Below are 25,635 nucleotides of genomic sequence, written 5' to 3'. Positions count from 1 at the left end.
CCTTCTTGTTACGAGCCACCTACAGAGGACGATTAGTGCCGCGAGCGACGACAGGACAAGCAGGACGCAAAGCGCCCAGACCAACCCCATCGACAACAGGCTGTCGCCGCTGCTGGCACCCTCAATCCGCATTCTGGCACATCTCTATTTTCCGCTGTCCGAGCGGATGTATTTGACCAAGGCGATCGCCGCGAGCACCAGCACACCCACGATCAGCAACCAGACGAGGCCCATCGCAATCATCATGCCGCCGCCCATCATTCCACCGTCCATCATCATGCATTCCATCCTTTGTTTTCCCTTGAAACCGGTCTGGCACGGGTTCGCACCAGACCGCGCGATTGATCATTCGACCGAATATACGGTCGGGCTCACACCTTCCTCGACGGTGTAAATCTTGAAGGGCTCCTGTTTCGCGCCGCCCATACCCGGCGACCCCAATGGCATGCCGGGAAGAGTCACACCGGCAATTTCCGGGCGCTCTTCCAGCAGCCTGTTGACGACATCAATCGGCACGTGGCCGCTGATGACGTAATCGTCCAAAAAGCCTGTGTGGCAGCCTTGGAAGTCATCCGGGATGCCCGCATCGCGGCTGATCTGCGCCAGATCGTGGGTCGGCTTCACCTCCACCGTGAAACCGTTCTCGCGCAGATAGTCCGCGTAACTCTCGCAACATCCGCATTGTGGGTTCTTGTAGAGCGTGACCTCCTGCGCCGCGGCAGGCGCGGCATTCAGGCTCATCGCAAGGACGGCGACGGCACCTGCCGTGCCGAGGCTGGCAAATCCAAGTATCTTCTTTATCGGTTCATTCATTTTCATGGTCCTAAGTGTGTGAGTTTCAGGTTTTGGTCGTACCAGGTTCGACACGGATGACGCCCATCATGCCCGCCGCCTGGTGTTCCAGAATGTGGCAATGGAACATCCAGTCACCGGGATTGTCCGCGGCGAAGGCGATCTCGACCCGTTCTTCGGGTGCCATCAGGACGGTGTCCTGCCATTCGCGATACCGAGTCGGTTGTCCGTTGCGGGCGATCACACGGAACGAATGCCCGTGAAAATGGATCGGATGGTGCCAGGCGGTGCGATTATCCATCTCGAACACGTGCGACGTGCCCTGCGGCAGGACCAGCAAGGGGTCCATCATATGACCCGTCGCGGCTTCTCCGTTGATGAACCACATGTTGCCCTCGCGCATCTGGTCCATCATCGACCCCATACCGCTGCCCATCATCATCTGCCCCATCATTCCGCCGTTGAAGACGATCTGGTGCCGCGCGGCCGACGCCATGTCCGGTTCGGCCAGCGGGTTGGGCGGCAGGTCCATCGACCAATCCGGCACACTGTCCCGCAGCCTGTCAGGCCCGTAGACGAGATCGACCAGACGGTATTCGAGGCCTTCGTAGAAGACATCGGTGACCGTGACGGCCTCTCCGGGTTTGCCGGTCATGTCGATTACCAGATCGACACGCATCGCCGGGCCGATCACCACGACCCCGCCGTCAGGGGCATGGGGCGTCACGGGTTGACCGTCCAACGCGACCACGACTGGTTCAAAATCTCCAAAATCCAGCCCGAATATCCGCGCGTTCGCCGCGTTGATTAGCCGCAAGCGGATGCGCTCACCGGATTGCACCGAGATCCGTTCGGGGATCTCACCGTTGATGGTCACGGAATTGCCAATACGACCGCCGTGCATCGCGTCATGGCGGTTGCCGAAGTCATCCGACAACTGCCCCGCCCGCGTCATGCGCCAGTCGTCCAGCATCCAGGTCAGGTCCCGATCCACACGGATCGGGTCCGCCTCCTCGACGATCAGCGGCCCGTAAAGGCCGCGTCCGACCTGTTCGGAACTGCGCTGGTGCGGATGGTACCAGAACGTGCCCGCATCCAGCGCATCGAATTCGTAAAGGAATTCGCCCGCGACGGGGATCGGGTCCTGCGTGAGGAACGGCACCCCGTCCATCGAATTGGGCGTGCGGATGCCATGCCAGTGGATTGTGGTCCCTTCATCCAACCCATTCTGAGCCAGAACCCGGATACGGTCGCCTTGCCGGACCCTGATTTCAGGTCCGGGGACGGATCCGCTATAGCTCCAGACATTAGTCGGGCCGTATGGCAACGGTCGCAGGGCGGCCTGTCCGGATGCCGCGCGTAGCACGAAGGGGTCCCCTGTTGGATCGGCCATCGCCATTCGTGCAGGTGATAGAGCGGATAGGGCTGTGAATGCGGCACCTGTGCGAAGCACGTGCCTTCGTGAAATCGGTCTGTGGAGGATCATCGCAACTGCCTTGATCTGAAAGGGTCGCACTCAGCCAGCTTCGGCCAAGGCAACAATCAGGCCTCGCAGCAGGCGAGGCCGGTTTCAGGTTCAGACAGGCAGTTTGGGAGGGAATGGATCAAGCGACGGATTCGTGCCGAGTGAGATCAGAGGTTCGGCACCCCGGACGGCAGTACCAAAAGGCCTCGTGAGCCGCGCTGACGGCATCTTGGCAAGGAGGCCAGAAGTACCGCTGGAGCCGCAAGGAACAGGACGCCCACCTTCACAGGCAGTGCCCTCAGCAAATCCGGTGGGATCGCACCCGCCGCAACGGCCATCCGCGCTTTCGGTGGGTTCCATCTGCGCCATAGCCGTGATTGACATACTGGCCGACGACATATCCGGCGCAGTCACTGCACCGAAGGTCAGCATGAGAATCAAAACAAGGCGAAAAACGCAGGTCATACAGTTACTGCTACAACCTTCCAGCAAGGGGAGGTCAAGTGACATTCTGTAACTTGGACGTGATACCCCTGTAGTGTATCCGCCTCAGACCTTCGCTACTGCCCTTCGCAGCCAGTTGCTCATGCAAAGGTTCATCAGTCCACTTGACGTTGGTCGACGTCAACTTGCCGTCGCAATTGAGGAAATGATATCCTCATGCTCGGTCAGCTTTTTTCGTGAGTATGAGTTTCCTCCCCATCTCTCGAATTACCGTGACCATAGAGATCGGCGTTCTGATGAGCGCGATCCTCGTGCTCGAATTCGAGGCTGGAATGGCTGATGCCGAATTCTCCCTTCAGCCGCTTCTTGATCGCGCTCTTGATCTCTTCAATCTTCGACCACCCCTCGGCTGCCACGACGACATGACAGTCGAGCGCAGCCTCGTGCTCTTGCATTTGCCAGAGATGGACGTGGTGGACGTCGGCGACGCCTTCGACTTTCCGCATCGCTTCGACGACGGCCTCGTTGTCGATGTCCGGCGGGCTCCCGAGCATCAGGGTTCGGATTGGGCCGCCTATTTCAGTGAAAGACAGATACAGGATGTAGATCGCGATGCCGATGGTGATGGCAGGATCGACCCAACGCATGTCGTAAAGGATGATCAGCGACCCAGCGACGATAACCGCGACCGAAGCAAGCGCGTCCGACAGGTTATGCAGGAAAAGCGCGCGGATGTTCACGCTGCCCTTCTGCATCGAATAGGTCAGCATTGCGGTCAGCGTGTCGACCACAAGCGCAATTCCACCGAGAATGACGACGGTCCAACCCATGACTTCGGGTGGATCAATCATGCGCATGCCACCTTCGTAGATCAGGTAGAAGCCGATCAAAATCAGGGTGGTGTAGTTAACCAGGGCTGCGACGATTTCGACCCGACCATAGCCGAAGGTCATGCGCTCATCGGCTGGGCGGCGCGCGATCTTGCGTGCGGCGAAGGCAATGACAAGCGAGGCCATATCGGAAAAGTTGTGCAGCGCATCGGCGATCAGTGCCAGACTGCCCGAGAATATGCCCCCGACGGTTTGCGCAACGGTAAGAAGCCCGTTCGCCCAGATCGCGATGGCAACCCGCCGATCGCCGGAATCCGGATCGATATGCGCGTGCCCGTGGTCATGTGGCATTGGCAGGCTCCTCATGCGCGTGTGTCGCGCGTCGGTCAGTCTTGAGGCGGTCGCTGCGGAAACCACGAACGCGCGCATTCATCCAGTGGCGTATGATATGACGGTAAAGGGCACCACGCAGCCATCCAAAGGATTGCTCATGGGAAAAATAGAAGGCGTCCGGCGTATCAAACACGCCGAAATCCTGCACGATGCCGGTTTTCTGAATGTAGGTATCTTCTCCGTTCCAGGCGACGGGAGGCGCGCCAAGGCAATCCGTGCCCGCGCCATAACCGCAGAGACTGTCCGTGTCCGAGAAAGACGTTTGCAGGACTTTGAGGAAAGCGTCATCCAGGATGAAGCCTTCAAGGTTGATCCAGGCACCTTGAAATTCGATCTCGACCCATGAGTGGAGAATTTCCTGCGGAGCAAGCGGATACACCAGCTCAGGGACAACACCGCGCTGCAAGCCTTTGTGGATCGTAAACCCATGCAACCGGCAACGAATGCCGACACCACGCAGCAGCGCCATCAAGAGCGTGCCTTTGGTATTGCACTGCCCGTAGCCGTCGGAAAGCACTTCGGATGCGGGGATGTCGTCAGCTCGATTGTATCCGAACGCGATTTCATTCCGAACGAAATCATAGGCAGCTCCGATCCGATCGTATTCGGATAAGCCGCGCCAGCTGCGGTTCTCAATTAGATGCGCAAGAGGCGCGGCATCAAAATCCAGTAGTTTGGTGGGTACAAGTAGGGGGTCGGTCATCTGCAACGGGTCGCTCCTCGAATCGTCTTGGAACAAGACTAGTTGCTATAGTCACTATAGCTTCAACCCTTTCTTTCAGAAAGAATCTCCCGCAACTATTTGTCCGTGTGAACCGCTTTGTGGTGTTCGCCGTGTGCGTCGCGCAGGATGTCGATACCGCCCCAGGCCGCGATCCCGGCGACGATCACACCGACGACAAGGTCCGGCCAGTTGGTTCCTAGCCAGGCGACGAGGCCACCGGCCACGACGATCCCGAGGTTCGCGGCGAAATCGTTGTAACTGAAGGTGTTGGCCGCGCGGATGTTGACATTTGGATTTTTGAGCTTAGCGAGCAGCCAAACGCAGACTGCGTTGATAGCCGCCGCGATCAGGGCCATTGCAAGCATGATCGTCCCGAGCGGATCTGACCCACCGATGTAGCGGCGCCACGCATCGTAGAGGATGCCTGCAGCGAACAGGATCAGCAGCCCGCCGGAAACGTTCGCCGCCCCGCGTTTCCATTTGGCGGATCGGGACAAAGCGAAAAGGCTGATCGCGTAGACGAAGCTGTCGGAGAGGTTATCGAGCCCGTTGGCGATCAGGGCACTTGAATCGCCGAAGGCGCCTGTTGCGAAAAAGGCCACGGCCAAACCGATATTGAGCGCCAGAACGATCCAAAGCGTCCGTCTCTCCATTGAATCTTGTCTAGCGGCCATTTTGTGGTTCCAGCTTGTGTTGTACGACACATTAACTTCTGCGGCTGATCTGCGTTCCAGCCGGAATGTTGGCTGAATTCCTTCAGGCCCCGATTTCCTCGTGTTCGGTCAAGCATTCCGAATGGTCCCGCAACACCTCAAGCACCTTGCAATCTCCCGTCCGCCCGCCGCTGCATTCGTGAACCATGCGTTTCAGTTCCGTTCGCAGCGCCTTCAGGCGGGCCATGCGCTGCTCCACCTGTTTGAGCTGGCGACGCGCGATGGCATCAGCCTCATCACAGGGCCGGTTGGGATGGTCGCTGAGGTCGAGCAGCTCGCGGATCGCAACGAGCGAGAAACCGAGTTGTCGCGAGTGGCGGATGAAGGACAGTCGATCAAGCTGTGCATTGTCGTAGCGCCTCTGTCCGCCTTCGGTCCTGCCAGGTTCGGGCATGAGTCCGATCTGTTCGTAGTACCGGATGGTCTGCACTTTTGTGCCAGTCTTCTTTGACAGAGTACCGATCGTGAGCATTTTCGCCTCCATGAAAAAGGTACAGTTTGTGTAGGTTTTGCCGTCGGAATAAACAAGTGTCGGATTCACAGACGCGTGAGTTCAAGCTATACCATAATTTCGTGCTTGAACCTCTAGCGGCTAGAGGATGTATCCGCACATGCAATAAGAATCAAAAACAGGCAAACAGGATTGTCCCTTACATCGGCACAGAAGTTTCTTTGGGTTTTGGCAGGCGTGGCAGCGCTTGCCTTCGTATGGCTTTTGCTATGGTCCGATTATCGTGCCGATAGCGCCCGAACCGACGCCGAACCGCCTTTTTTCGCTGAGTTCGAACTGACGGACCACCAGGGTATGGTTCAAACCGAGGAGGACTTTGCGGGGCGCTGGATGCTGGTTTTTTTCGGCTTTACCAACTGCCCCGACGTCTGCCCGACGACCCTGTCAGAGGTCGCGGCGGTGATGGACGGTCTGGGCGACGATGCCGCCAAGGTCCAGCCGATTTTCATAACAATCGACCCTGAACGAGACACGCCCCCAGCACTCGCCGAATACGTCCCGCTGTTCGATGCGGGCATCATCGGGCTGACGGGCACGCCGGAACAGATCGCCGCCACGTCCGAGACGTTTCCAATCTTCTTTGAGCGCGTCGAAGAGGCCGCAGCGCCGGATGGGTACACGATGGGCCACACGTCGCATCTGTTCCTCTTCGACCCCGAGGCAGGTTTTGCCGACTCATGGCCCTATGGCACCCCGGCCGAAGAGATCCTCGCCGATCTGGAAGAGAGGATTTGACCGACATGAACCGCATATCCGGAGAAACAGCCCTCGGGCTGGCGTGGATCATCGCGCTCGTCGCCTCGCTTGCCGTGCTTTTCATCGGCGAGGTGCTGGGGCAGACGCCCTGTGTGCTGTGCTGGTTCCAGCGCGCCTTCATGTTCCCCTTGGCCATTCTCCTCGGGCTCGGCCTTTGGTGGCGGGACGGCCGCGTGGGACGCTACGGCATCGCATTGGCGCTTGGCGGCGGCGCAATCGCCCTCTGGCACATGGGGCTGTACGTCGGTCTTGTTCCCGAACGCATCCAGCCCTGCACGGCCACCGGCCCCTCTTGCACCGATGACAACCAACTGGTCTTCGGCGTCCCGATCCCGCTGATGGCGCTCGCCGCCTTCGCGCTGATCGGGGCGCTGTCGGCCCTTTCATTGAAGGACACACGAACATGAACCGACGCGGCCTGATCCTGTCCGTTCTCGCCCTCGGCGTCGCCGGTTTCGGCGGAGCCACCTGGTTTGCAACCCGCCCCGGCCCGGTGACCGAAGCGGAGCCTGTTGCGCCGGAACTCGCGGACGCGATGATCCGCCCCTACTCGCCCATCCTCGGGCCTGCGGAAGCGCCCGTCACGATCGTCGAATTCTTCGATCCGGCCTGCGAGGCCTGTCGCGCCTTTCATCCCATCGTGAAGGACATCATGGCCGAGCATGGGGATGCTGTCCGCGTCGTGATCCGCTACACGCCCTTCCACGGCGCGGCATCCGAGGAAGCGATCCGCGTGCTCGAGGCGGCGCGCATGCAGGACGTTTACGTGCCGGTGCTCGAGGCCGTTCTGCGGGAACAGCCGAGATGGGCGTCGCACGGTGCCCCGGCGCCTGGCCTGATCCTTCAGATCGCCGCCACGGCCGGACTCGATGCCGAGGCCGCGCGCACGCAAATGCTGGCACCCGATGTCGTGGCGATCCTGAACCAGGATCGTGCTGACGTCGAGACCGTGGGAATTCGCCAGACGCCCACATTCTTCGTGAACGGCAAGCCGCTCGATCCGTTCGGGGAGGCAGAACTGCGCCGATTGGTGGCTGCCGAAGTCGCTGCCGCGCAAAGCTGAATGGAAAGGGCAGGATCAGAACGATGAAAGAAAAGATTTTGACTGGCGCGCTGGCCGCGCTTTTGACCTTTGGAGGGCTTTCGACGCCCGTTGCGGCCGACTCGCAGGAAATCTTGGTCGATGACGTTTGGGCCCGGGCTACAATTGGCGTCAGCCGCCCGGCTGCCGTTTACTTCACACTGAGAAACACAGGCGGCGACGCCGTGAAACTGATCGGCTTTGAGACCACGATAGCTAAACGCGCCGAAGCACACCGCTTGAAAATCGACGCAAATGGGATCTCGACCATGGAGCCTGCGGGGGAAATTCTTCTCAGGCCGGGCAACGATTTGGTTTTCGAGCCAGGCGGTCTGCATATCATGTTGATGGGTTTGCAAGAACCGCTTGTTGAGGGCGACAGCATTCAACTCGATCTCCTGTTCGACGACGGCGGACGTATGCCAGTCAACGTGAGAGTGAGAGGTATTGCCGCTCGTGGCCCCCGAAATTGATGCGACGACGGGCGATCCTGGGGTATGGCGTGGCCGGTGTCGGGGCGGTCGCCCTGATGCTCTTCGTCGGTTGGTGGCAGGTCGATGGTGCGGGTGGACCCGAACCTGTCGGGCAGCGGCCTGTGGCTCTGACCGAGATGGATTTCCGTCTGACGGATCATGAGGGCAACGCGGTCGGGCCGGAAACCCTGATCGGGCGCCCGACGATGGCGTTCTTCGGCTTCACCTACTGTCCCGATGTCTGCCCGACCACGCTTTCTGACATTTCGGGATGGCTCGACGATCTGGGAGACGAGGCCGGCGAGATGAACGTGGTTTTCATCACGGTCGATCCCGAGCGCGACACCGTCGAAACGATGGCCGAATATGTCGGCTACTTCCATCCTGCGATCCGTGGCTGGACGGGGCCGGAGGAGCAGATAGCGCGCGTCGCGGACGGCTTCCACGCCACCTACGAAAGGGTGCCGACGGAGAGCGGCGATTCCACGATGAACCACAGCGCGAGCGTCTTCCTGTTCGCAGCCTCTGGGCGGTTCGTCACCATGATCGACTATCACGAACCCAGAGAATTCGCGGTGCCGAAAATTCGCCGCGCGCTGGAAGAAGAAACGGAGGGGGCGACATGAGGCTCAGAACTATGGCGGCTTGTGTCGCAATTGCGGGGATGGTTTCGGGAGCGGCTATCGCCCTCTCTGATTTCATGTCGAAAGAACCCGTGCCGCCGGAACTTGCCTCGGCAGGTAAATGGATGCCCCAAGGTCCTGAAGCTCCCCAAAACGTTGACATCCTCGTGACGCTGCCCGCGACGGCATGGGCAGAAGATGCACCCGACCTCGGCCCCCTGCCCCTTCTGCAGGTCGCGTTTGCCGACAGGCCCGTGCAGGCGATCAAGCCACCCCTGTCGACATGGTCGCGCGACATTGCACCTGGCGAGACGCTCGATTTCTTGCTGTCTGAAGCTGGTCTTGCGGCACCTGACAGAGCCGAAGTTGCCCTCGCGCTTGGCGCGGAATACGATCTGCGACGGCTGCGGCCGGGGCACTCGGTCACTGTTGCTTCGACCGTGGACGGCAGCCCCCGCACCGTCTCACTCGCCGTCGAGGACGGAGTGCGGATCGAGGTGGTTTTCGGCGAGCAGTTGTCCACACAGGTCGTGGCTCCGGATCCGGAGATCGTAACCCTTGCCGGCGAAGCCGTGATCGACAGCTCGATCTTCGCGGCACTCGACGAAGCCGGCATACCCGCCCGTTTTTCCGTGGACCTTGCGCAGATGCTGGGTGGGACCGTGGATTTCCGCCGCGAGATGGCCGGTGGCGAGACACTAAGGCTTCTCTGGCGCGAGGCGCGTGTGGGCGAGGACAGGATCGGACAACCCGATCTTGCCTTCGCGGCATTGGAGATCGGCGGTTCGCTCTATGAGATCGTATGGCCTGACGACGGCAGCGGTCAGGCGACGATCTACGTCGATGGCGAGGTGCTGCGCGTCTTCGCACAGCCGGTCGAGGGTGCGCGCCTCAGCTCGGTGTTCGGGCGCCGCACGCATCCGGTCTTTGGCAACGTCCGGATGCACACCGGCGTCGATTTCGCAGCGGCACGTGGGACACCGGTTCAAGCGACGGCACCGGGGCGGGTCAATTTCATCGGCTGGCGCGGCGGATATGGTCGCGTGGTCGAAATCTTGCACGGCTCCGACACCATGACGCGCTACGCGCATCTGAGCGCCGTGCCGGAAGACTTGGTACAAGGCCAACGCGTTGCGGCGGGAGACGTGATCGGCCGCGTCGGCGCGACTGGCACGGCGACAGGTCCGAACCTGCACTATGAGGTGCTCGTGGATGGGCGCCCGACTGACCCCCTCTCTGACGACCGGCTCGCCGAAGCGGCCGAGAGCGATGCGGATGATACCGCCGCGCTCTCGCGTCTGGCCGAGGCGCGGGCGCTTCTGAATGAAAACCTCGGCAGCGAGATTGCCAAAACGACAACCGAAAGGCTCTGACCCATGAAACGCATGACGCAAGCTCTTGCCATCACGCTCGCCCTGTTCCCAGCGGCCCAGGCCCTCGCAGAGGCAACGGCGATCGACGTCCGCAAGACCAACGGTTGCGGCTGCTGCCTCTCGTGGATGAACCACCTCGAAGAGAACGGTTTTGTGCCGACCGGCCAGGACATGTTCGGTGGGTCGCTGGTTCGCTTCAAGCTCGACAACGGCGTGCCGCAGCGCATGGTCTCCTGCCACACCGCGCTCATTGACGGCTACGTGATCGAAGGCCATGTACCGGCCGCTGACATCCGCCGCCTTCTCGATGAGCGCCCGGACGCAGTCGGTCTCGCCGTGCCTGGGATGCCCTATGGCTCGCCCGGCATGGGGCCAGAAGACGACCGCGAGGCCTATGATGTCATCCTCATCCGCGAGGACGGGTCGACGGAAGTCTTTTCGAGCTACGCCGAAGGATAATCTGGCCCGCCCATGGAAAACCTCTCTCCGATCATGCTCGGCTTCCTCGGAAGCCTTGCCGCCGGATCGCTCACGGCAGTCGGAGCAGTTCCCGTGTTGTTTGGACGCATCCCGTCGCGGGCCACACGCGATCTGTCGCTCGGCTTCGCTGCCGGTGTGATGCTCGCCGCTTCCTTCTTTTCGCTGATCATCCCGGCATTGGATGCGGCCGAGCCGATGTTCGAGAACGGTGCGATGCCTGCGGCCATCGTATGCGTCTCGATCCTCTTGGGCATGGGGGCTGTCGCCATGATGAACGAAAAGCTGCCGCACGAGCACTTCAAGACGGGACGCGAAGGGCCCGAAGCGGCGTCTCTGCGGCGGGTCTGGCTGTTCATCATTGCGATCACGATCCACAACTTCCCCGAAGGCCTTGCCGTGGGGGTCGGCTTCGGATCCGGAGGTATGGAGGGCGGTCTGCCGCTCGCCATCGGCATCGGGCTTCAGAATGCGCCCGAAGGATTGGCCGTCGCTGTATCTCTGCTGGGCGAGGGATATCCGAAGCTGCGCGCCTGGGGCATCGCGGCGCTGACTGGCATGGTCGAGCCGATTGGCGGTCTGCTCGGGGCCGGCATCATCACACTGTCGGAACCGCTGCTTCCATGGGGTCTGGCCTTTGCCGCGGGCGCAATGCTCTACGTCATTAGCCACGAAATCATCCCCGAAACCCATCGCAGCGGCCATCAGAACAGGGCGACGCTCGGTCTCGCAGTCGGGCTCGTTCTGATGCTGTTCCTTGATGTCTGGTTGGGATGAGGCAATGTCACTAAACAAGGTATCTCCGATGATCGGCGTCTTCGCAGCACTTGCTGCGTTCGCGATCGATCAGATCACCAAAGCCATTGTCGTTGCGAATGCCGTCACTTTAAGCGCCGGGATTCCCGTGTTTCCGGGATTCAACCTCGTCTTTTATCGTAATGACGGCGTGACTTTCGGGATGTTGGGCGGCGCGCCGTGGTGGAGCCTCATCGCTCTCGCTCTTGCCATCTGTGTTTGGCTGGGGGTTATGCTGTTTCGCGCCGATAATGCGGTCGAAACACTTGCCTATGGCGCGATCATTGGCGGAGCCTTGGGCAATGTTATCGATCGTGTGCGGTATCGGGCTGTAACAGACTTTCTCGATTTCTACATTGTCACAACACATTGGCCTGCCTTCAACATGGCCGATATATTTGTTGTCAGTGGCGTGGGGCTCTTGCTCGCCGCGCCATGGATCAGCGTGCGGCGTCCGATCAAATCGTGAAGCCGGAAATTCTGAACCGCATAGCACTGCGCCACCGTTTGCTTTCGCGGATGACGCTTGGTTTCGTCGCCGGGGCGCTGACCGTTCTGACTTTCCCGCCTTTCTCGCTTCTCCTGCTTGTTCCCGTTGCCTATTCCGCGTTGTTTGTCGGTCTTCGCGATCTCTCCTTCGGGCGCGCTTTCCTCGTCGGCTGGGCGTTTGGTCTTGGCCAGTTCGGTTTCGGGATTTCGTGGATCGCGGAAAGTTTTTACGTCGAGGCCGAGCGGTTCGGGACGATGGCGATCCCGGCCGTCGCGGGATTGTCCGCAGGTCTCGCGATTTTCCCGGCCATTGCCGCCGCGCTTTTCGCCGAAATCACGCGGCGCGGAGCCATGGGCAGTCTCTTGGCCTGCCTCGCGTTCGCGACCTCCTGGACCGTGGCAGAGTGGTTGCGTGGTCACGTTCTGACAGGGTTTCCATGGAACCTCGCCGGCTACGCACTTGTAGACTACGCCGCCCTTCGCCAGACCGCCGCCTGGGTCGGAAGCTATGGGCTAAGCTTTCTCACCGTGTTCGTCGCGGTACTCCCCGGCGCGGCTGTCATGGCGTCCGGGCGGCAACGATTGACCGTTTCGCTCATGGCGCTGGCCGGCATCGCGGCTATTTGGGCCGTCGGGACGCTTAACCTCCAGTCGGATACACAACAGCCACCCGGTGTCGACCTGCGCATCGTTCAGGGCAACATTCCCCAAGGGGAGAAATGGGCGCCCGAGAACCGCGAGGCGACCTTCGCGCGCTATCTTGAGCTTTCAACCCGGCCCGGCGATTTCGACGTTCTTCTCTGGCCGGAAACCGCCTTTCCGGGTTTCCTCGATGAGGATACGGAGGCCCGGGCCCGCATTGCCGCTGCGCTGCAAGACGGCAGGGTGCTGCTCACAGGTGTGCCGGACCGTGTACCGAGCGAGGATGGCACCCGATATTTCAACACGGTTCAGGCATTTGACGAGACCGGCAGAATCCTGACCGGATACGCGAAACACCATCTCGTGCCCTTCGGCGAATACGTGCCATTCCGCGGCTGGTTGCCGATCGAGCGGCTGACAGCGGGGCTGGGCGACTTTACGCCCGGTCCGGGCCCGCGAACGCTTGCGCTTCCGGGTCTGCCGCTGGTCGCCGTGGCGATCTGCTATGAGATCATCTTCCCAGGCCATGTGGTCGACGACCTGTTCCGACCTGACTGGATTTTCAACGCGACAAACGACGCCTGGTTCGGCACCAGCATCGGACCCGAGCAGCATCTGGCTTCCGCACGGATGCGCGCCGTAGAGGAAGGCCTTCCTGTCATCCGAGCCGCGAATACGGGCATCTCCGCGGTCATCGACGCGAACGGTGACCTCGTCGCGCGGCTCGGCAACGGAGAAACCGGTGTAATAGATGCGGCTCTGCCCTCTGCTCATCCGTCAACGCTCTATGCGCGCTTCGGCGACTGGGCGCTGCTGGCTCTCATCTTCACTACTTGGGCCGTGGGACTGGCTGCAGGTCTGGTCGGCACACACCGGTGCAACAAGAGAACAAGAACGGAGAAAAAGTCATGCTGGTAATCGCGGGCATTGTCGCGGGTGCGATCTGGGGTGGAAATCTGGCGCGACGCCGAAAAGGAAACCGGCTGGATATCCTCCAGTATGCGGCGAGTTCGGCGATCGCCTTCGGTCTTCTCACCTATTTCGTTTCGGTGGTCCTCTTGCGCATCTTTGCATGAGAAGGGTTTCGAAACGGCACCGACGTGAGACGTCTTTTCAACATATTACTGTACGGGTTCTTGGCGATCTGTATCACGGCATCGGTTGGTTCCGGGTTGGTCTATTTTCTGCTGAGCGCATCCGTTCCCGACTACAACGAGGACTTCTCGGTAGCAGGCTTAGGTGGACCGGTCGATATTCTGCGAGATGCCTCGGCAATCCCGCACATTACCGCGAGTTCCGCCGCGGATGTCTATTTCGCGATCGGCTTCGTTCATGCGCAAGACCGACTCGGTCAGCTGTTAAGGGCAAGGCGAATGGCCGAAGCTTCTTGGCCATCCGATGAGACATTGTCCGTTGCGCCAGCGGTCTCAGACGCGCTCGAATCCTATGCCGCCGGCGTCAATGCGTGGCTCGAGCTGGTGTCGGCGGGAGGGCGCGGCAGAGGCTCGCCGGAACTGTTGATCGCAGACGAACGGTCGATCGATGCCTGGACACCTGGCGATAGCCTGAGGATTGCCCGGTCTTTCCTGAATGGCCTGCGACCGGAAAGCGCACGGAAAGGAACGCCGAGCTTATCAAGTGCAATTATACCGTCGGATCGACCAAAAGTGCTCGAACTATTTGCGACTGATCCGCAGCAGCGCCTCGATGCATGGGCGATAGACGGTGACCGAACCGCTGCCGGGACACCAATTCTCGCCGCCGATATCAGCGGTTCCCTGTCGCTGCCCTCGGAATGGTATCTCGCCGATCTTCAGTTTTCGACAGGGCCGGCCATAGGGGCCACGATGCCGGGCGTACCTTTCGTTATTGTCGGTCGCAATACGCGCGTCGCCTGGGCCTTCCGGTCATTTCCCGTGCCAGACGAGGAGGCACCAAGGGGGCCGTCACCCGTGCAGGCGGCAGGTTTCCTGACGATGCTGGAGCTGTTCACGCGTTCGGCCGACGCGACCGATGCCATCGGAGTTGCCGCAGACATGTTGCCGAAAGGCATGGAGGCATTGGCCATTGACCGAGAGACCGTTGCCCGATGGCCAAAAGAGGAAGCCGTACGAGCGTTGTCATTTCGCGACATTCGACTGGCGGAGCTTGAAGCGCGGCAATCGATCTTCTCGACTGAAGGCGCCATCGGTGTTCAAAGGGACACCGTAAGTACCGTGGCGCGAACCCTGCTGCCCCTGATGGCGAAGGAGCTTTGGTTCGTGCAGTCCAGAGACAGCATCGAAGGCACCGATGCGAACGACCTTCGTCGTGAACTACTGGACAGGCTTGCGTCGTGGAATGGCGACATGGATCGCTATTCACCGGAACCTCTGCTGTTCTGGACTTGGCTCCGGGCTTTGCAGCAGCGCATTTTGAAAGACGAATTTCCGGCAGCGCAGCAACTCTGGACCCGTCCGAACCCGAACTTTCTTTATGCGGTACTCAGCGATCGTCGCGGTAGCGCAATCTGGTGCGACATCCGCCTATCCTCACCTCGCGAGACATGCGAGGAGCAGGTTCGCGTGGCCCTGGATGATGCCCTTGGCTGGCTGGTCGATCGATATGGGCGCGATCCCTCGACGTGGACCTGGGGGGAGGAGCATAGATTGGACATGCAGTGGTCGCCGATCAGTTCACGTGGGTTGCTGACCGACCTGCTGTCCCTTCAAGCGCCGATTTCAGGCGATCCGTTTACGCAATTCTTGACATCATTTGGTGTTGAAGAAGACCGTCCATTCCTTGTGAGTGCCGGAAGCAATTTTCAGGCGGTCATGTCGATATCGGAAGCAGCGGGATCATACTACATCACGCCCGCCGGACAGTCGGGACATCCGCTATCTCGATTCTACGACAATCTCTTTCCCTCGTGGATACAAGGCGAATACCTCGCCATGTCGACCGATCTGTCACTGGCCCGTGGCGGCGCTTCCGGGACCTCGCGGCTCACACCGGCTACCTCCGACAACCCTCGGATGAGCGAGGGCCAGAGCGAATGATCACGAACTTCTTCTTCCTTTACGACCCTTTCGGCTATGTGCTGTCACCGGTGTCGCTCATTGTTGTCGGTCTTACAGTATGGCTGTTTTTGCGTGGGCTCAAAATACACGCTCGCTGTCTCGGAAGGGTTTCTGGTTGGCGTCGAACCGCCTTCTTTGTCGGCCTCGCAGCCGTCCTCGTCGCGACGAACGGGCCGCTCGCGCCATTGGGGCACAGTCTGTTTTCGGTACATCAGGTCGAGCATCTTCTTCTGCGACTGGTAGGACCGCTTCTTATCGCGGTTTCTCAGCCCTGGCTTGGCCTTCAAGCCGGATTGAAAAGGGAAGGGCGCCGACGCCTTGCCGCGATTGGGCGTGCGCGCATCCCGCGATTCTTGGCGCTTCCTGCATCTGCCACCTCCTTGTTGATTGGTGCGCTTTTCGTCTGGCAGATCCCGATGATCTACGCCCTTACACAACGTATTGCGGCGATGGAAGCGCTGGCACATCTGTCTATGGTGCTTGCTGGGCTTTGGTACTTTGCTATGCTGTTCGATCTGCGTGATCCGCCTGAAGGAGCGCGGCGCGGCGCTCGGCTGATGTCAGGGTTCCTGGTGGTCGTTTCCAACATCCTTCTGGGCTCCCTGAAAACGCTCAAGGAGGTGCCCCTCTATGGATCAGAAATCATCGCAGCGAGCGGTGGTCGACTTCGCGCCTTGGCTGACGAGACAATCGGTGGCTACGTAATCTGGGTCCCGTCGTCGATGGTTCTCATCGCGGCAATCATTCTGGTGCTGAACGGCTGGAACGCGGCGGAGGAACGGCGCTGGACGTCCCGCTACGACCTGATGCGCCAATCGAATGCGGCGGCGCTCGAGTTTCCGGAAACCGCGGAGGAACTGCGTCTGAAAGTAGAGAAGCCGAACCGGGACATGGGCCGTACGCTCGCCCTTGGCGCATTCTCCATGTTCATGGTTGTCATGATTACCGTCGTGACCATCGTCTATGCCCTCGGATAGATTGAATTCGACATGAGACCAGACGCATTCTTCTCCGCTAGGGCCCGCCTGTTTCGCCACTGCCACGGCCGGACACATATTGTAGTGTCCTTACGCGTACCGGGTGCTTGCGCTGGCCCACGGCGGCGAGCGTCACTTTGGCCGTGATCGCCATCGAAGTGATCAACGTGGCCCTGTGCCGACGATTTTCCTGATCTGACGGAAGATCATCTCCTCCCATCAGGCGTAGATGTCGATCGGTGTTCCGTCTTTCACCATTGCATAGATGTCCTCGATCTGCCGATCTGTGACCGCGATGCAGCCAGCTGTCCAGTCGCGGACATCCGTTGGGTCGATCCCTGGGCGTGGACCACCATGGATGAAGATGTCGCCGCCGGGGGAAAGGCCCTGCGCTTCAGCGAAGGCTATGTCGGCCTCATTCGGATAGGAGATGCCAACCGAAAGATGATACGTACTGTCGGGGTTGCGCTTATCGACTACGTAAGCGCCCTCAGGGGTCCGGCCGTCTCCCTCGAATTGCTTGTGACCCTCAGGAGCGAAACCCAGCCCGACCGGATAGGTTTGCAATACGCGATCGGCTCCGTCCAGAACAAGCAAACGCTGCCCCTTGTAAAGCCGAACACGGGTCACCTCGGGTCCGCCATAGCTGCGGAACTTGCTGGCACAGCCAGACAAAAACGCTGCCAACCCGCCCAACAGGACGGCGCGGCGGGGAAATCGGATGGTTTTCACTGCTCGATGCCTCTTTCGTGAGGTCTGATATGGACATTACGTTACCTTGCAAATGCTGCGTGATCAATGTCCGTGGGCAAGCGCGGCCTTTGCCATCTCTGGACCAACCTGCTCACCGCTGAATGGCTTGCGGGCCTACCGCAGCGCCTTGAGGGCGACCGGCAGGGAGGCCACAGCAAGCCTTAATCGAACAACTCGTGAAGCCAGGATTTGCGCCGATAGCCGTGCTTGCCGTCGCCGCCGCCGTGCTGTCGGCGCCGGTAGCCGCGATCATCGTCGTAGCCGCGCGGCTCAGGCACCCGCTGAGGCGCCACATCGGGTGCCGAACGCTCGATGATCTTGTCCAGTTCGCCCCGGTCGAGCCAGACACCCCGGCAATCGGGACAGAAGTCGATCTCGATCCCCTGGCGGTCGCTCATGCTCAAGGGCACCTCGCAAACCGGACACATCATCCTGCCCTTCACGCTCATGTCTCGTCTCGGCTCCTTTCCGGGTTCTCCCAGTTCAATGACCATGTGCCAGCGCCCCTTTGGCCAAGCCTTCGCCAACCTGTTCACCGGCGGACGGCGGCGCCTTGGCCTCTTGGCTGTTAAGCAGGCGCAGGGCGTTGGCCACCACCAGCAATGACACTCCTACGTCGGCTGCAATAGCGCCCCACATCGATGCCAGTCCGAACGCGGTAGCGACAACGAAAACGCCCTTGGTCGCCAAGGAAATACCGATGTTCTGATGGATAATCGACATTGTCCGGCGCGAATGACCGATCAGCCAAGGCACCTTGCCGAGGTCGTCGGTCATCAGGGCAATATCCGCCGTCTCGATTGCCGCGTCCGAACCAACAGCACCCATCGCGATGGCGTAATGCGCGCGCGCCATGGCGGGGGCGTCGTTCACCCCGTCGCCGATCATGGCCACCATGTCATGCGTTTCGACCAGTTCTTCGATGGCTGTCACCTTGTCTTCGGGCAGAAGCTCGGCACGGACCTCGTCGATGCCGACCTCGGCGGCAACAGCGCGCGCTGTCCGCTCGTTGTCGCCCGTCAGCATGACGATGGTCTTCACGCCTTGCGCGTGGAGCTGTGCCACGATGCCCTTGGCGTCGGGGCGGATACGGTCGCGCAATTCAAGGATGCCGGTCACGCCGGTGTCGTCGCCCACGGCAACAAGGGTGCTGCCAGCCCCTTCGATGCGGTCGCGCAAATCCTTCGGAATGGCGTCGCCGAAACCCTTCTCCTCGGCAAACCGGTCCGACCCTAGCCAGATCGACCGGCCGTCAGTGCGTCCTTCAAGTCCCCTACCAGGAACGGTTCGGGTATCTTCCGCGGCGGACACCTTGATGCCGTCGGCTTCTGCCCGCGCGAGAATGGCGCGCGCCAAGGGATGCGAGGAACGTGCCTCGAGCCCCGCGGCGAGGGTCATCAGATCCTGCGCCGATGCTCTACCCAGCGGATGCACCGCCGCCACCTCGGGCTCGCCCATGGTGATCGTGCCGGTCTTGTCCATGGCCAGTGCAGTGGTCTTGCCCGGTGCCTCAACATATGCACCGCCCTTGATCAGCACCCCGGCCCGCGCTGAGGCGGTGAGTGCGGCGACGATGGAGACCGGTGTCGAGATGACCAGAGCACACGGGCAGGCGATCACCAGCAGCACGAGTGCATTGTAGAACCAATAATCCCAAGCCCCACCGAAAATGAGCGGCGGCAGCAGGGCAATTGCAATGGCGAGAGCCATGACGATAGGCGTGTAGATGCGGGCGAACTTCGCCACCCATTGCTCCACCGGCGCGCGGCGGGCATGGGCGTCGCCGACCATGCGGATGATCTTGGCCAAGACGGTGTCCGAGGCGGCCTTCGTGGCGCGCACCGTCAGTGTGCCTTCGCCGTTGATCGTACCGGCATAAACATCGTCGCCCCGTTCCTTTGGGACCAGCGCACTCTCTCCGGTGATTGGCGCCTGATCGACGGCCCCTGCCCCATCGACAACCTCACCATCCAATGGGATGCGGTCTCCGCCGCGCACGACGAAACGTGCGTTGATAGCAACCGCAGAAGCCGGAACGTCCGCTTCCGATCCGTCATCATAAAGAACTCTTGCCGTCGGCGGCGCCAGGTCGAGCAGAGCTGAAACCGCATTCCTCGCACGCCCGACGCTCCAGCTTTCGAGGAAAAGCGAGAGCGAGAAGAAGAACGCGACCGTCGCCGCCTCGAAAAATTCGCCGAGGCCAATTGCACCCGCGACTGCGACTACCATGAGCAGGTTCATGTCGGGCGACAGCCGCCGAGCGGACGACCATGCCTTGGGTGCCACGAGCCAGACACCGAACAGGATCGCAACCGCGAATAGCCCTGCCTCGACCAGTGGCATCGGCGCTTCGCCGTGACCCGCGAAGAGGCCGAGCGCCCCGCCCATGCCGGTCTCGATGATGTGCCACAGAAAACCCGCGGCCCAGAAGCCGCCACTGAGCGCCGTAAACAGCCGCTGTCGTGCAAGATGGGCCGCCTGGTCGACCGACGCTTTTTCGGCATCCCAGGGCTTGGCGGTCATGCCGGTGCTTGCGACCAGTTCTGCAATTTCGCCGTCCGATACACTCTTGGCGCTGTCGAGAATAGTCATCCGTCCATTGATCACGTCGAACGCGAGATGCTCGGCCCCACCGATCTTCGGGCCGACCACCTTGTTCAGGATTGCTACCTCCTCGGCGCAATCGAGGCCGGCCACCTGAAAACTGCGCCCGCCCTCTGGCGCGGGCGTCGCCGGAACGATGTCGCCGCACGTTCCGGCGCTCCCGCAGCAGCTGCCGCCGCTTGTCTGGGCATCTTCGGCGTGATCGTGGTCGTGACGATGGGTGTCGGACGGCATGAATGGACCTCTGGATTCGGGTGCTTTACCAAGACATAGCCCCTACAGTAGCTAGAGCTTCAAGAGCAAAATACGGTGGTATTTCAGTTTGTTTTATTGCTAGAGGATGCGGCGACCGGCTCCATCACGCCTTGAGGCATGAACAGCCGCTGCAAAGAAAAACAGTCACGAAAGGAAGCTTGATGCGGGTTTTGATGCTGAAGCAAAAAATGATGGTTGCAGTGGTGCTGTCGCTTACGGCCGGATGCGCAGTCCAGCCGACTGGGCCGGGCGACGCGGCAGACCAGCGGGGCAACGTTCCCGAAGCCGTGATTGCAATGGCTGCCCCGGGTCAGGATGTTGCAACCGCGCGCTTGGTGCCCGAGGACGGGTGCTACTGGTACGAACACAGCGGCCCCGTTGAAACGACCTTGCTGCCGCTGCGCACGGCGAACGGCAACCCTATCTGCGTCGCGCGGGAAGTGTGACGACGACCCGCACGTCACATCAATGCGCTGAGAGTTAATTACCTCATTCAACTTCTCGCGGTAACGCTGTCCTCAGCCGAATAAAGATGTGCTGTCGATCCGATCTCGACGTTCGGATAAAGCTCGTTGATGTGTGCCATAACCATCCGCACGCAACCCGAACTCGCACGACCGCCGATGCTTCTCGGATAGGGTGTGCCGTGTATCCGAAGATAGGTGTCGCGATCACCGACATAGAGATAGAGCGCCCGTGACCCGAGAGCGTTTTCCGGCCCTGGTTCCATCCCATCGGCCCATTGTGCGTTCACGGGATCGCGTTCGATCATGTTTTGTGTTGGCGTCCAGTGCGGCCACCTGACCTTGCGCTTGATGTTATAAACACCCGGCTCGTAGAGGTTGCCCCGCGCGATCGCCACGCCGTAGCGCATCGCGGTTCCACCCTCCTCAATGTGGTAGAGATACCGCGCGACCGCATCGACATGGATGTCTCCCGGCACGAGGCCGTCCTTCGCGTCCACACGCTGAGGCAAGAAACGTGGGTGTAGTCCCCAAGGGTTTGACGTGGCCGGATCGAAGCCGGGCGGGCTGACTTGCGCGTCCCATTCAGCCTTCTGCGCCTCGGTGGGCCAGCTATCGGCAAACACAGGGTTGGCCACAGTCGCCGAAAAGAGCGCTGTTGTCGTTTGAATAAAGTGTCGTCTTGTCAGCATGTCGTACCCTTTCGGTTCCCACCGGCGATCAATGGCAAGAACGATATACATTCTCGTCGACTAGATAGGACTTCTAGTGGCTAGAGGTTCAAGGGTAAATTTTCGTGAACGCATGCACGCGACCCTGGTAGCACATGCTTGCCTTGCGGGCGGGTTAACGGCCAACCAGGTCAGGTCCGAATTAGCGTGGTAAAGCGGGAGTCAGGGGGCGGAGTAGGACAGATTTGCCGAATTGGTCCCCCGGTGGATCGGTTTTGGTCGAAAGATACTATCCTGACACCCTGTCGATCTTCACCCGCCCGTGTCATTGGCCGAAACTTCGGCTTGGAACTCACGTTGTCGCTCAGGCCAGGTGCTCTTGATGTAGACGAGGATAGCCGCGATCTCTGCGTCTGTCAGATCCTCTCCGAAGGCCGGCATGTCGCTCTCGTATCCCGGCACGACGGCCCCGACCCCGCCTTTAGTGATCTGAAAAAGCATGCGGTCTGAATGGTGCCAAGTGTGGCCTGAGTCATCATGCGGCGGGGCCGGCATTCTTCCTGTGTCAAGACGACGACGCCAATCGGGCTGACCCTCGAGGCTGGCACCATGGCAACTGGCGCAGTTGTCCGCATAAAGCTGTTGCCCTGCCATGACCTGGGATGCAAGCACGGGCTCTCCCAAAAACGTCAGTCCCTCGACACGCGGGTCAACCGGTTCCGATTGGGCCAGCACCACAACGCCGGTGGTCGCGAGCGCGGACACTAGGGCAGCGAGATGCACTGACCGCCTGACCGTACACTTCGCCGATCGATCTTTCGGCCCTTCATTCATCGGCATAAATTGAAATTCCGTCTGGGCCAAAGGCGTAGGTCCTTAGCGTGCCTGACTTGACCGCAGCCATGCCCGGCGCGTTCGCGGGCATTCCCGGCAAGGTGATACCCGTTATCGCCGGACGGGTTTCCAGCAGCCGATCGATGATGTCGACGGGGACGAGACCACTGACATAGTAGCCGTCGATCTCGGCCAAGTGGCAGCCGATGCCCTGGGCGGGCACACCGACTTCGACCGAGCGTTTGTCGAAGTCGCGGTCATCCACACGCGTAACGGTAAAGCCGTGTTCTTCGAGATAATCCCCATAGGCATCACAGCAGCCGCAGCCCGGATCGCTCCAGATGGTGATCTGCCTTTCGTTGCCCGCCAAATCGGGTGCCATATCGCCTGTCGCTTGCGCCCAGGCCGATGTGGACAGGCCCACCATTCCGACAATGCCGCTGCCAATCAGGCCAAGCGCGTTTCTTCTCTGCATCATTTTCTCCATCATTGTTCTCCTGTTTCGATCCAGGTTGCGCCGCCGTCACGGCTGATTTTCAAGATGCCGCCCAACAGGGCAGCGATGTAGGTCTCGTCTCTTGGATGAACCGCAACAGCGGTCGCAGCTTTGCTGGCCCGCTTTTGCCAGATGACTCCGCCGTCCTGCGATGCCCAGAGGCCCAAGGGCAGCGCGGCGTACATCACTTCCGGCGCCGAGGGGGCACTGGCCAGCGACAGGATCGGTTCACCTCCAGGCAATGGCGCTTCGGACGGTGGGGCTTCACCCGCAACCAATGCGTCCATCGCGTTGCCTGGCTGCACGTCCTGCCAGCGACAAAAGCAATCGGGCACCCGCGTTAGGCCAACTTCGGTGCCCGCATAGATCCAGATCCCGCCCATGCCGGTTTCAAGCTCGACCGAAGCCAGAGCAAGAGGATCGCGCTCTGCGTTGTCGAGCCAGGGGCGGTCCATGGCGAGCGACCAGGTTGCACCGGCGTCTTCGCTCTTCCACAACCCGTCGCCGCGAAGCGAGGCATAGATCATGTCCGGGTTCCGCGAGGCGATAGCAACGGCAGTGATTTCTCCGTCAGGCAAGCGAGCGTCGCTGACGCGCCACGAAGCGCCCCCATCTTCGGAAATGCTGACACCGCCCTCGGCCAACCCTGCGACCACACGGCCGGGCCGGTCGCGATGGGTCGCCAGCGACAGCACGTTCCCCGGTGTTTCTGTCGCGGTCCAAGTCCGGCCGCCATTATTACTGACGAACAGCCCTCCTCTCGCCAGCAGGATGGTATCGCCATCAAAGGCAAGAGCCGCTGGATCACCATCGCTCGCCGCGAGTGCGAACCCCGGCAACATCGAAGCGACGCCGATACTGAGTGCCGCGATGAGTACCTTGCGCCGGTTTGGCCGACATCCAATCTCAATCGACTTCAATCTGCATGTTCCCCTGCTCATGCGACGCGGATCACGCCCATCATCCCGGCCGCCTGGTGCTCGAGGATGTGGCAATGGAACATCCAGTCTCCGGGATTGTCGGCGACCAGGGCGATTTCCACTTGCTCGCGCGGCGCGATCAGCACGGTATCTTGCCATTCGCGGAAATCGGTCGGCACCCCATCGCGGCTGATGACTCGGAAGGAGTGGCCGTGCAGGTGGATCGGATGGTCGAAGGCAGTGGCGTTCGTCATTTGGAGGATATGGCTCGCGTCGCGCTCCAATGTTAGGAAGGGGTCGAGCATGTGCCCTTCGGCCGCGACGCCATTGACGAACCACATGCCGCCACCCACAACGCCACCCATCATTCCGCCCATCATGCTGCCGGACTGACTCAGGCCCATCTGGCGCTCGACCATGGCGCCCATCATGCCCCCGGTGAACAAGATTTCATGACGACGGGCTGCGTTCAGATCAGGTTCGATCAGCGGATTGGCTGGAAGGGCAATTTCCCATTCCGGCGGCGTGGCACGCAGGGGCGTTTCGTCAAATACGACATCCAGCAGGTTGAATTCATTGTCACGATAGGCGCGGTCGACGATTTGCAGCCTGGTTCCGGGGTCGGCAGGGCAATCGAGCATGATGTCCGCACGCATCGCCGGGCCAAGAACCACGACACCGTCAAGCGCAGCGTGCGGGGTGACCGGCTGGCCGTCGAGTGCAATGATGCGCGCGGGAAGGTCGCCGAAGTCGAGCGCGAAGATGCGGGCGTTGGCGGCATTGATCAGCCGCAACCGGATACGTTCGCCTTGCCGCACCACGAAGACATCGGGAACACGCCCATTTATCGTGACAGTATTGCCCAGACGGCCCGCATGGCTCATGTCCATGGCTGCGCCGAAGTCATCCGCAATCGCCGCGTCTTGCGTCAGCCGCCAGTCGTCAAGCAGCCAGGTGACATCGCGGTCGACCTGCGGCGGGTTGGATTCGTCAATGATGAGCGGTCCGGCCAGCCCACGTCCGACCTGCTCGAAACTGCGCTGGTGGGGGTGATACCAGAAGGTCCCGGCATCGATCGCGTCGAACTCGTAGATAAAGGTTTCTCTGGGTGCGATCGGCTGCTGCGTCAGGTGTGGAACCCCATCCATCGCGTTCGGCAGACGAAGTCCGTGCCAATGTACGGTGGTTTCCTCGTCCAGACCGTTTGTGACGACGATGCGCAGCCGATCGCTTTGCCGAACCCGTAGCTCCGGGCCGGGAACCTGACCGTTGAAGCCCCAAACGGGGGTTGCGGGATAAGGTTCTGGGACCAGCCTTGCCTGTCCCGGCGCGGGGCGCAGCGAAAAGCTGCGGATTTGCGGTTCGGCGCGCAGGGGCTTTCCGAAAGCCGTGGCGCCGATACCCGCCAAGGACGTTGCAAGAAATGATCGGCGACTGAAAAGGGAATTGATTTGGTAGGACATGGATGAACACTCTCTGATTTCACTGTACGCCGCCAAAGCAATTGCGTGGCGACGTTCATGGATCCGCGCAAACGCCCATTTGAGGGCGTCCGGCACGGGGAAACTCACGAAGCGCAATCAGGCGCCGTGTGTCAGATCAGAGGTAGACCCGAGGAGGTTGCTTGGCCGGGGGGCCGGATATTCCGTGCGGAACGTCCACGAGCTGGATTTCATGTGCTGCGGTGGCAGCGATCGGGCTGGTACCAGCCGGGATCGAAAGAAGAGCGGCCATTCCCGCGGCATTGCACACAAAATCACAGACGGAACCCATCTTACCGTCTTCCAAGCTGCCGCAGGCGTCGCAATTTTCCATCGCCATCATGCCGCCATCCGTGGAGACCATTGACGAGGCCATGGCAATTGAGCCAGCAGACTGCGCGACCGCGCCGATGGCAAAAGCCACCAGCGAGAGAATGCAGATAAGGCGCGCCCATTGTCTCATGATCTTGATCTACTACCCACGCGATCCGAATGCCAGCGGCACAAAATCACGTTTCTTGGAACCTCGGCCAACCGACT

The 25,635-nt window shown here is 60.7% G+C and carries 30 protein-coding genes; 14 read left to right on the top strand and 16 right to left on the bottom strand.

Annotated elements, in window-relative coordinates; translation table 11 throughout:
* Positions 1 to 144: 144 nt before the first annotated feature.
* The 7 genes from CVM52_RS27940 to CVM52_RS02445 form a co-directional block, all read right to left on the bottom strand.
* Positions 145 to 279 carry a hypothetical protein gene (locus CVM52_RS27940; protein ID WP_009503829.1) on the bottom strand — a complete coding sequence of 45 codons (135 nt, stop codon included), beginning with the start codon at positions 277 to 279 and terminating at the stop codon, positions 145 to 147.
* A 66-nt stretch (positions 280 to 345) separates the two neighbouring features.
* Positions 346 to 813, bottom strand: a complete 468-nt coding sequence (locus tag CVM52_RS02475) for a DUF411 domain-containing protein (RefSeq protein WP_203595078.1) — start codon at positions 811 to 813, stop codon at positions 346 to 348.
* Positions 814 to 838: 25 nt separating this feature from the next.
* Positions 839 to 2,191: a multicopper oxidase family protein gene (locus CVM52_RS02470; RefSeq protein WP_240620837.1), complete on the bottom strand. Its 1,353-nt coding sequence runs from the start codon at positions 2,189 to 2,191 to the stop codon at positions 839 to 841.
* 734 nt (positions 2,192 to 2,925) lie between these two features.
* A complete protein-coding gene (locus tag CVM52_RS02460) occupies positions 2,926 to 3,882 on the bottom strand; it encodes a cation diffusion facilitator family transporter (protein WP_100161023.1) in 957 nt (318 codons plus the stop codon).
* Complete coding sequence (locus CVM52_RS02455) at positions 3,872 to 4,627, bottom strand: transglutaminase-like domain-containing protein (RefSeq protein WP_100161091.1); 756 nt, start codon at positions 4,625 to 4,627, stop codon at positions 3,872 to 3,874. Before CVM52_RS02455 ends, CVM52_RS02460 begins: the two co-directional genes overlap by 11 nt.
* Before the next feature lie 95 nt (positions 4,628 to 4,722).
* The gene (locus tag CVM52_RS02450) at positions 4,723 to 5,301 is read right to left on the bottom strand and encodes a cation efflux transmembrane domain-containing protein (RefSeq protein ID WP_100161022.1); all 579 of its coding nucleotides are present in this window, start codon (positions 5,299 to 5,301) and stop codon (positions 4,723 to 4,725) included.
* A gap of 103 nt (positions 5,302 to 5,404) precedes the next feature.
* On the bottom strand, positions 5,405 to 5,833 hold the full coding sequence (locus CVM52_RS02445; protein WP_100161090.1) for a MerR family transcriptional regulator: 429 nt from the start codon (positions 5,831 to 5,833) through the stop codon (positions 5,405 to 5,407).
* A 171-nt stretch (positions 5,834 to 6,004) separates the two neighbouring features.
* On the opposite strand from CVM52_RS02445, the gene CVM52_RS02440 reads away from it, so the two are divergent.
* The 13 genes from CVM52_RS02440 to CVM52_RS02380 are packed head-to-tail and all read left to right on the top strand — an operon-like array spanning position 6,005 to position 16,617.
* Positions 6,005 to 6,607, top strand: a complete 603-nt coding sequence (locus tag CVM52_RS02440) for an SCO family protein (protein WP_240620836.1) — start codon at positions 6,005 to 6,007, stop codon at positions 6,605 to 6,607.
* Positions 6,608 to 6,612: 5 nt separating this feature from the next.
* On the top strand, positions 6,613 to 7,035 hold the full coding sequence (locus CVM52_RS02435; RefSeq protein ID WP_100161020.1) for a disulfide bond formation protein B: 423 nt from the start codon (positions 6,613 to 6,615) through the stop codon (positions 7,033 to 7,035).
* Entirely contained in the window at positions 7,032 to 7,691 is a 660-nt protein-coding gene (locus CVM52_RS02430; RefSeq protein ID WP_088665016.1) for a DsbA family protein, read from the top strand. The genes CVM52_RS02435 and CVM52_RS02430 overlap by 4 nt, the downstream gene beginning before the upstream one ends.
* Before the next feature lie 23 nt (positions 7,692 to 7,714).
* Positions 7,715 to 8,182, top strand: coding sequence for a copper chaperone PCu(A)C (locus CVM52_RS02425; protein WP_100161019.1), 468 nt, complete (start codon positions 7,715 to 7,717; stop codon positions 8,180 to 8,182).
* Positions 8,182 to 8,808 (top strand): SCO family protein, encoded by a 627-nt coding sequence (locus CVM52_RS02420; RefSeq protein WP_100161018.1) that lies wholly within the window; start codon positions 8,182 to 8,184, stop codon positions 8,806 to 8,808. Before CVM52_RS02425 ends, CVM52_RS02420 begins: the two co-directional genes overlap by 1 nt.
* On the top strand, positions 8,805 to 10,178 hold the full coding sequence (locus tag CVM52_RS02415; protein WP_100161017.1) for a M23 family metallopeptidase: 1,374 nt from the start codon (positions 8,805 to 8,807) through the stop codon (positions 10,176 to 10,178). The genes CVM52_RS02420 and CVM52_RS02415 overlap by 4 nt, the downstream gene beginning before the upstream one ends.
* Before the next feature lie 3 nt (positions 10,179 to 10,181).
* Complete coding sequence (locus tag CVM52_RS02410) at positions 10,182 to 10,637, top strand: DUF411 domain-containing protein (RefSeq protein ID WP_100161016.1); 456 nt, start codon at positions 10,182 to 10,184, stop codon at positions 10,635 to 10,637.
* 12 nt (positions 10,638 to 10,649) lie between these two features.
* A complete protein-coding gene (locus CVM52_RS02405; RefSeq protein ID WP_100161015.1) occupies positions 10,650 to 11,432 on the top strand; it encodes a ZIP family metal transporter in 783 nt (260 codons plus the stop codon).
* A 28-nt stretch (positions 11,433 to 11,460) separates the two neighbouring features.
* The gene (lspA, locus tag CVM52_RS02400) at positions 11,461 to 11,919 is read left to right on the top strand and encodes a signal peptidase II (RefSeq protein WP_088716097.1); all 459 of its coding nucleotides are present in this window, start codon (positions 11,461 to 11,463) and stop codon (positions 11,917 to 11,919) included.
* On the top strand, positions 11,886 to 13,499 hold the full coding sequence (lnt, locus tag CVM52_RS02395; RefSeq protein ID WP_100161014.1) for an apolipoprotein N-acyltransferase: 1,614 nt from the start codon (positions 11,886 to 11,888) through the stop codon (positions 13,497 to 13,499). Before lspA ends, lnt begins: the two co-directional genes overlap by 34 nt.
* Positions 13,490 to 13,657, top strand: a complete 168-nt coding sequence (locus CVM52_RS26765) for a hypothetical protein (RefSeq protein WP_100161013.1) — start codon at positions 13,490 to 13,492, stop codon at positions 13,655 to 13,657. Before lnt ends, CVM52_RS26765 begins: the two co-directional genes overlap by 10 nt.
* A 24-nt stretch (positions 13,658 to 13,681) precedes the next feature.
* Positions 13,682 to 15,619, top strand: coding sequence for a penicillin acylase family protein (locus tag CVM52_RS02385; RefSeq protein WP_100161012.1), 1,938 nt, complete (start codon positions 13,682 to 13,684; stop codon positions 15,617 to 15,619).
* Complete coding sequence (locus CVM52_RS02380; RefSeq protein ID WP_100161011.1) at positions 15,616 to 16,617, top strand: cytochrome c oxidase assembly protein; 1,002 nt, start codon at positions 15,616 to 15,618, stop codon at positions 16,615 to 16,617. The genes CVM52_RS02385 and CVM52_RS02380 overlap by 4 nt, the downstream gene beginning before the upstream one ends.
* A gap of 219 nt (positions 16,618 to 16,836) precedes the next feature.
* On the opposite strand, the gene CVM52_RS02375 is transcribed toward CVM52_RS02380, so the two are convergent.
* From CVM52_RS02375 to CVM52_RS02365, 3 genes are all read right to left on the bottom strand, one after another.
* A complete protein-coding gene (locus CVM52_RS02375; RefSeq protein ID WP_035367119.1) occupies positions 16,837 to 17,349 on the bottom strand; it encodes a L,D-transpeptidase family protein in 513 nt (170 codons plus the stop codon).
* Between the two features lie 182 nt (positions 17,350 to 17,531).
* Positions 17,532 to 17,819, bottom strand: a complete 288-nt coding sequence (locus CVM52_RS02370; RefSeq protein ID WP_100161010.1) for a TFIIB-type zinc ribbon-containing protein — start codon at positions 17,817 to 17,819, stop codon at positions 17,532 to 17,534.
* Positions 17,820 to 17,853: 34 nt separating this feature from the next.
* Positions 17,854 to 20,208, bottom strand: coding sequence for a heavy metal translocating P-type ATPase (locus CVM52_RS02365; protein ID WP_100161009.1), 2,355 nt, complete (start codon positions 20,206 to 20,208; stop codon positions 17,854 to 17,856).
* Between the two features lie 182 nt (positions 20,209 to 20,390).
* On the opposite strand from CVM52_RS02365, the gene CVM52_RS02360 reads away from it, so the two are divergent.
* Entirely contained in the window at positions 20,391 to 20,675 is a 285-nt protein-coding gene (locus CVM52_RS02360) for a hypothetical protein (protein ID WP_100161008.1), read from the top strand.
* 47 nt (positions 20,676 to 20,722) lie between these two features.
* Here the strand turns inward: CVM52_RS02360 and CVM52_RS02355 are convergent, their stop codons facing one another.
* The 6 genes from CVM52_RS02355 to CVM52_RS02330 form a co-directional block, all read right to left on the bottom strand.
* Entirely contained in the window at positions 20,723 to 21,385 is a 663-nt protein-coding gene (locus CVM52_RS02355; RefSeq protein WP_010138179.1) for a L,D-transpeptidase, read from the bottom strand.
* A 291-nt stretch (positions 21,386 to 21,676) separates the two neighbouring features.
* Entirely contained in the window at positions 21,677 to 22,228 is a 552-nt protein-coding gene (locus CVM52_RS02350) for a c-type cytochrome (RefSeq protein WP_306372743.1), read from the bottom strand.
* Positions 22,191 to 22,685, bottom strand: coding sequence for a DUF411 domain-containing protein (locus CVM52_RS02345; RefSeq protein ID WP_100161089.1), 495 nt, complete (start codon positions 22,683 to 22,685; stop codon positions 22,191 to 22,193). Before CVM52_RS02345 ends, CVM52_RS02350 begins: the two co-directional genes overlap by 38 nt.
* Positions 22,685 to 23,614, bottom strand: a complete 930-nt coding sequence (locus CVM52_RS02340; protein ID WP_240620835.1) for a WD40/YVTN/BNR-like repeat-containing protein — start codon at positions 23,612 to 23,614, stop codon at positions 22,685 to 22,687. Before CVM52_RS02340 ends, CVM52_RS02345 begins: the two co-directional genes overlap by 1 nt.
* 17 nt (positions 23,615 to 23,631) lie before the next feature.
* Positions 23,632 to 25,077, bottom strand: a complete 1,446-nt coding sequence (locus CVM52_RS02335; RefSeq protein ID WP_100161006.1) for a multicopper oxidase family protein — start codon at positions 25,075 to 25,077, stop codon at positions 23,632 to 23,634.
* A gap of 136 nt (positions 25,078 to 25,213) precedes the next feature.
* Positions 25,214 to 25,558, bottom strand: a complete 345-nt coding sequence (locus CVM52_RS02330) for a hypothetical protein (protein ID WP_100161005.1) — start codon at positions 25,556 to 25,558, stop codon at positions 25,214 to 25,216.
* Positions 25,559 to 25,635: the final 77 nt, after the last annotated feature.

The sequence above is a fragment of the Pseudooceanicola lipolyticus genome, from assembly GCF_002786325.1.
Lineage (GTDB): Bacteria > Pseudomonadota > Alphaproteobacteria > Rhodobacterales > Rhodobacteraceae > Pseudooceanicola_C > Pseudooceanicola_C lipolyticus.
Note: the sequence above shows the minus strand (reverse complement) of the source record. Positions and strands in the feature narration are given on the sequence as shown.